Origin of the sequence: Saccharomonospora sp. (assembly GCF_027317685.1) — a bacterium.
Lineage (GTDB): Bacteria > Actinomycetota > Actinomycetes > Mycobacteriales > Pseudonocardiaceae > Saccharomonospora.
Genome location: NZ_DAHVQP010000050.1, coordinates 1 through 5103 on the forward strand (window position 1 = coordinate 1; position 5103 = coordinate 5103).

The 5103-nt window shown below is 65.9% G+C and carries 8 protein-coding genes; 4 read left to right on the top strand and 4 right to left on the bottom strand.

The genetic code is table 11. From position 1 onward, the window contains the following. The 4 genes from M7H19_RS06515 to M7H19_RS06530 all read left to right on the top strand — a co-directional run bounded on the left by M7H19_RS06515 (position 1) and on the right by M7H19_RS06530 (position 2197). On the top strand, positions 1 to 870 hold the full coding sequence (locus M7H19_RS06515) for an alpha/beta hydrolase (RefSeq protein ID WP_298178247.1): 870 nt from the start codon (positions 1 to 3) through the stop codon (positions 868 to 870). A gap of 311 nt (positions 871 to 1181) precedes the next feature. Continuing rightward, a complete protein-coding gene (locus M7H19_RS06520) occupies positions 1182 to 1358 on the top strand; it encodes a hypothetical protein (protein WP_298178250.1) in 177 nt (58 codons plus the stop codon). A 173-nt stretch (positions 1359 to 1531) separates the two neighbouring features. Further along, the gene (locus tag M7H19_RS06525) at positions 1532 to 1954 is read left to right on the top strand and encodes a hypothetical protein (protein WP_141968101.1); all 423 of its coding nucleotides are present in this window, start codon (positions 1532 to 1534) and stop codon (positions 1952 to 1954) included. Between the two features lie 24 nt (positions 1955 to 1978). Next, complete coding sequence (locus tag M7H19_RS06530) at positions 1979 to 2197, top strand: YrhK family protein (RefSeq protein ID WP_221635270.1); 219 nt, start codon at positions 1979 to 1981, stop codon at positions 2195 to 2197. Positions 2198 to 2374: 177 nt separating this feature from the next. Here M7H19_RS06530 and M7H19_RS06535 read toward each other — a convergent pair whose 3' ends face one another. The 4 genes from M7H19_RS06535 to M7H19_RS06550 all read right to left on the bottom strand — a co-directional run. Continuing rightward, complete coding sequence (locus M7H19_RS06535; protein ID WP_298178257.1) at positions 2375 to 3238, bottom strand: SAM-dependent methyltransferase; 864 nt, start codon at positions 3236 to 3238, stop codon at positions 2375 to 2377. A gap of 109 nt (positions 3239 to 3347) precedes the next feature. Continuing rightward, entirely contained in the window at positions 3348 to 3881 is a 534-nt protein-coding gene (locus tag M7H19_RS06540; protein WP_298178259.1) for a hypothetical protein, read from the bottom strand. Continuing rightward, on the bottom strand, positions 3882 to 4328 hold the full coding sequence (locus M7H19_RS06545) for a hypothetical protein (RefSeq protein WP_298178261.1): 447 nt from the start codon (positions 4326 to 4328) through the stop codon (positions 3882 to 3884). Next, positions 4312 to 5103, bottom strand: a 792-nt coding sequence (locus M7H19_RS06550) for a hypothetical protein (RefSeq protein WP_298178263.1), incomplete at its 5' end; no start/stop codon positions are given. The genes M7H19_RS06545 and M7H19_RS06550, both read right to left, overlap by 17 nt.

Genomic DNA, 5103 nt, shown 5'->3' on the forward strand with positions numbered 1-5103 from the left:
ATGGCTACACACACTCTCCAGACACCCGAGGTCGACCTCGTCTACGACGTCCGTGGCCCGCTGCCGACCGCTGACGGGCGCCCCCCGCTGCTCATGATCGGTCAGCCCATGACGGCAGAGGGCTTCGGCACGCTTGCGTCCCACTTCTCCGACCGCACCGTGGTCACCTACGACCCGCGCGGCCTGGGCCGCAGCATCCGCAAGGACGGCCGAGACGACCACCGCCCACAGACCCAGGCCGCCGATCTGCACGCGCTCATCGAGGCGCTCGACGCGGGCCCGGTGGACGTCTTCGCCAGCAGCGGCGGCGCGGTGACCGCACTCGCCCTGGTGACGGCCCACCCCCAAGACGTGACCACCCTTGTGGCGCACGAGCCGCCGCTGATGTCGGTGCTCCCCGACGCCGCGGCCGCCGAGCGCGCCCTGGCCGGCGTCCGGGACGTCTACCAGGCCAAGGGCTGGGGCGCGGGCATGGCCGCCTTCATGGCCATGACCTTGTGGCAGGGTGAGTTCACCGACGACTACTTCGCCCAGCCCGCCCCGGATCCGGCCGCGTTCGGCTTCCCGACCGAGGACGACGGCAGCCGCGACGATCCGCTGCTGTCCGACCGTTCCCGGGCGGTCACCGATTACCGGCTCGACCTCGATGCGCTGACCTCGGCGCCGACACGGATAGTGATCGCAGTGGGCGAGGAGACGGGGAACACCTTCACCGGACGCACCGCTGTGGCGACCGCCGACCAGCTAGGCCAGAAGGCCACGGTGTTCCCCAGCCACCACGGCGGTTTCCTGGGCGGCGAGTTCGGCCAAACCGGTCAACCCGAAGCCTTCGCCCAAAAACTCCACGAGGTCCTCGACGCAGCAGATTGAGCACCGTCCCGTGCCGCCTACCGCATCCCCGACGCCCCACATTGAGCCGTACAGGCAACGCGCGTCGGGGAATCGCGGGCCCTAATACTCCAGCCGCACTTGGAGATCTCGGTCCGATCGAAGCAGGGGTGTGAGACGGCCACCGCTGTGATCGTGTGTGTGTTGAGACCAGACGATCGGCGGTGGCCGTGCCGCCCACTGTGGAAGATGTCGACCCGGGCAGGTGGCCTGGTCCGTTCGCGTAGGTGGTGGCTCCGTTCTTCGGCCGACGGCAGCCCAGGGTGCGGGCCCGCTGGTAACTGCTGGGCCTGTTGAACGGGCTGGAGCGCGAGAACGGCTGGTCACTGGCGGAGTTCGCCGGGGAGGCCACTCCTGACGGGAGGCAGCGGCTGCTCAACCATGCCCGCTGGGACGCCGACCAGGTGGCGGACGCGCTGCGGGCCCAAGTGTCGAGCGGCTCGGTGACGTGGGCGGGGTTCTGGGCGTGAACTACTTCTTCACGGTCTGCTGCGACTATCTTTCCGTGCTCGGCAGCGCACGGACCAGGATCCCGCTACCGCAGCCATGAGTGAGGCGTCCTGGCAGCGGCGCTCGTGCGGGAACGGGGCCAAGGGTCGCCGCTGGTACGACTCGGCGTGGATCGAGAAGGGCGAACACGAGGGTGCTGGCCCGCCGGTCGATCAGCTACCCCACTGACCTTGCCTTTTACCGATGCCGGGCAAACCGGCCGGTCGGCCTTCCTGCGCTGGCGCGGGTGGCCGGACCCCGCTGGAGCGCCGAGAAGTGCTTCCAGGCCACCAAGAGCGAGGTCGGCTTCGATCACTACCCGGTCCGCAAGTGCATCGCCTGGTACCGGCACTTGACCATGGTCGCCGATGCCCACCTGGCCTTCCCAGCCGCCGACCCGCCCGTTTCCACCAGCGATGACGGCGAAGGCGAGGCTGACGACCTCGCCACAGGGGACCCGACCAAACCGGACAGTTGGTGGCGGGGCAGTGGTGGGATTGGCGGCGCGCCTGCTGCGTTCGTTTGTGCTGGACGCTTGATCAGTACAGTGACCAGGGATGATGTCGCTTCGTTGTGATGGTGTTCGGTGCAGCGTTCACGTGTGAGGAGCTTCCTGGAGGAGTTCCCGTGGATCCATCTCGGTATCGGGATCTTCGGAAACCTCACTTTCGTCGTGGGCAGCGTGCTGTTCCTGTACGCGAATCTTGAGCCGACCGGGGTCTGGCTGTTCATCATCGGCTCGTCCGGCATGCTGGTCGGCAGCTTCGGTGAGTTGCTCGTCCGAATAGAGCGCCGGGTTCGCGGTAGGGCGGCGCAATGACCTATGTCGCTCGGCGCGCTGGTGAGAGCGTTGCTGCGGTTAGTGGACCCGCCTGGGGCGTTCGAGTGGACGGCTGGGGCGTCTGATTCGTGAGGCAGACGATGCCGGCTAGGTGCGGTGCCATGTCCTGATGGCAATTGAGACGATGCTCTGACCGGCGTGACACCGCGGAGTGGGTCAGGCCGGCTTGATCGCCACTCCGCCGAAGGCTCCGGCTTGGGACGCCTTCAGGGCGGCGTCGTCGGGATTGCCGTCGGGGCGCCATTCCGTGACCGGGACGACGCCGGGCTCGACCAGGTCCCAGCCGGCGAAGAACTCCGTGATCCGGTCGCGGGATCGCGGGGTCAGGCCCACGCCGGCGCCGGTGTAGGCGCGGACCACGGCCCTGGACTCCTCCGAGTCGTCCACCAGGTCGGTCGTGGCGTGGGAGAAGATCATCACGCTGCCGGGCGGCATGGCGGCCTTGTAGTGCTCCAGGATGGCGCCCGGGTCGTCGGCGTCGGGGATGAAGTGCAGCAGCGCGACGGTGAGCAGGGCCACCGGCTGCTTGAAGTCGATGAGCGCGGACGTCTCGGGCGCGGACAGAATGCGCTCGTGGTCGCGGAAATCGGCGTCGAGGTATGCGGTTCGGCCTTCAGGGGTGCCCGCGAGCAGCGCACGCGCGTGCGTCAGGACGATGGGGTCGTTGTCGACGTAGACGACGCGGGAGTCCGAAGCGACCGACTGGGCGACTTCGTGGGTGTTCTCGGCCGTGGGGATGCCCGTGCCGATGTCGACGTACTGGCGGATGCCCATCCCGGCCGCGAAGCGCACGGCGCGGCCGAGGAATCGCCTGTTGGCGCGGGCGCCGACGGCCACGTCCGGGAAAATCTGCAGCACCTTCTCGGCGGCTTCCCGGTCGGCGGCGAAGTTGTCCTTACCGCCGAGGTAGTAGTCGTACATGCGCGCCGAATGAGGCACGTCGGTCCGCAGGTCGGCGGACGGTGCGTGGTCGCTCGGCCACTCTGAGCCAGAAACCTCTTCCGCCACAGGAACTCCCATTCGATCTGCGTTACCAGACGCCTCTCGCTTCCCCGAATGCTAACCCCAATCGCCCGAACTTGCCGCCCACAATCGGGTGTTCGTAGGAGCCCAAGCGTTTCACCTGCGTCTATTCGTTCCTGGACGGGGTCGGCTGTGGCGATACCTGGTCTGTGACCTCGGTGGATTCGGCTCGGCGGGTGGCGAGCCACTTCTCGGTGAAGGTGACGGTGTCGTCGATGAACTGTTCGAGGCCTGCGCGGTCGAAGTCGGCCTCGTCGACGAGGTGCATCAGGATGAGCACCTGTGCCTGGAGGACGGGCAACACCTCGTCGGGGCCGCCGTCCTTCGGTGGGGGAGCGCTGAGTGCGCGGCGGATCAGGTCCTCGGCGACGAGTGGGTGCACCAGGTGTGCGTCCTTGCCGAGCCGGGAGCGCAAGTCGGCGACGAAGCGGACGATCTGGCCGACCGTGTAGGTCGGGGAGAACTTTCGGTAGACCGCGACGTTGAACGCTCCGAACAGCAGCGACATGTATCCTGCCGCGGTCTCGTCGTCCTTCTGCATCTGATCCTGGAGGGGCAGCCACGCCTCCGGTCCCTCCAGCAGAAACGACCGCAGCGCGAGGATGTTCTCCTCGCGGATCCGAACACGTGAGTAGTCCATCTACTCGATCAACTCATCGGCGAGAGAGCGGGCGCTGGACAGAAATTCTTCGAGTTCGGATTCGTTGAGTTTCTCTTCTCCTATCATGAAGGTCAACAGCACGATCTGGTGGCCGAGCTTCGTGTTCTCGTCCGCTTCGATGGTGGTTCCCTTTTCGAGCAGATGCATAATCATGCTTTCTGCGAGTTCAGGGTTAATTATTTCCGGCATTTCGTCGTCCGTCTCCCGGACTCGCGCCACGAATTCGATTACTTCGGACTCGTCGGCTGTTTTGCCGTTCCTTATGAAGCGGCGCTCGGCAGCCTCGATGAAGGCAGCGGCGATCAGTGCTGCGTAGCCTACATTTGCTTCGTCTGGGTCAAGTTCCCGCAGAAGTCTGCGATGTTCCGTGAGGTTGCCCTTCAATTGAGCGCGCAACGTCGCTACCTGGTCATCGGTTACCCGCATGCTCACGTTCCATCATTCCCTTCGCGCTTCTGATTCCGTAGCGGATCGCTTCCGTCAAGACTATAGCCATACCCACTCCGCCGATCAGGGCGCTTCCTGCTTTGACCGGCTGCTCCCGCGGTCCTGCCTGATCGGGGCCGGGGCGTGCGCCGCTCGATTGTCCGGTTGGCTGGACTCTTTCCAAACCCCTTTGGGCTGGCTTCGAAACAGCATCGGCCGCGTCTCTGGTGTCGTCTGCCCTGGTTACGAACTCACGCAGGAAGTCGCGTCTGCGGGACCGGCGTTCTGGAGCGCGTGCCTGGTAGTCCCGGGAGAAACGGTCGTCTTCGGGGTGGCGGAGTTCTCCTCGGTTTGGGTCGTCGGTTTCGGTGTGGCGGCGTTCTGGGATCGGTTTGCCGTCGCTGTCGACCAAGATTGTAACGCGGCCGGCGAATCGGCTGGGCTCCTCCACTTCCGTTGTGTTCTCGTCTTGTGGGGTCAGCTCTTTGCCGGGCTCGTCCTCCTCGCGGGTCGGGTCGGAGCGTCGGTCGGACGGGTCTAAGTGCTGGACAGTTTCCCCGTTTTCTGATTCTGGGGCCTTTTTGTCGCTCTCGGTGCCCTGGTCTCCGTATGGTGACGACTTCTCCCCGTCCTGAGTCACTGCCTCGGGGGAGGTGTGGCCGCCGTCAGTGCTTTGCTGGCTGTCGGGTTCGTCGGCGGGAGTGCCGGCGTCGGAGTCAGGGGCGGAAGTCTCCGGTTCTTGGCCGGTTGGTTCGATTTCGGGATCGGATTGTGC

What these genes read in the sequence shown, in the direction of transcription:
- M7H19_RS06535 (WP_298178257.1), bottom strand. Translation starts at nt 3,238, where the DNA reads ATGGGAGTTCCTGTGGCGGAAGAGGTTTCTGGCTCAGAGTGGCCGAGC.
- M7H19_RS06540 (WP_298178259.1), bottom strand. Translation starts at nt 3,881, where the DNA reads ATGGACTACTCACGTGTTCGGATCCGCGAGGAGAACATCCTCGCGCTG.
- M7H19_RS06515 (WP_298178247.1), top strand. Translation starts at nt 1, where the DNA reads ATGGCTACACACACTCTCCAGACACCCGAGGTCGACCTCGTCTACGAC.
- M7H19_RS06545 (WP_298178261.1), bottom strand. Translation starts at nt 4,328, where the DNA reads ATGCGGGTAACCGATGACCAGGTAGCGACGTTGCGCGCTCAATTGAAG.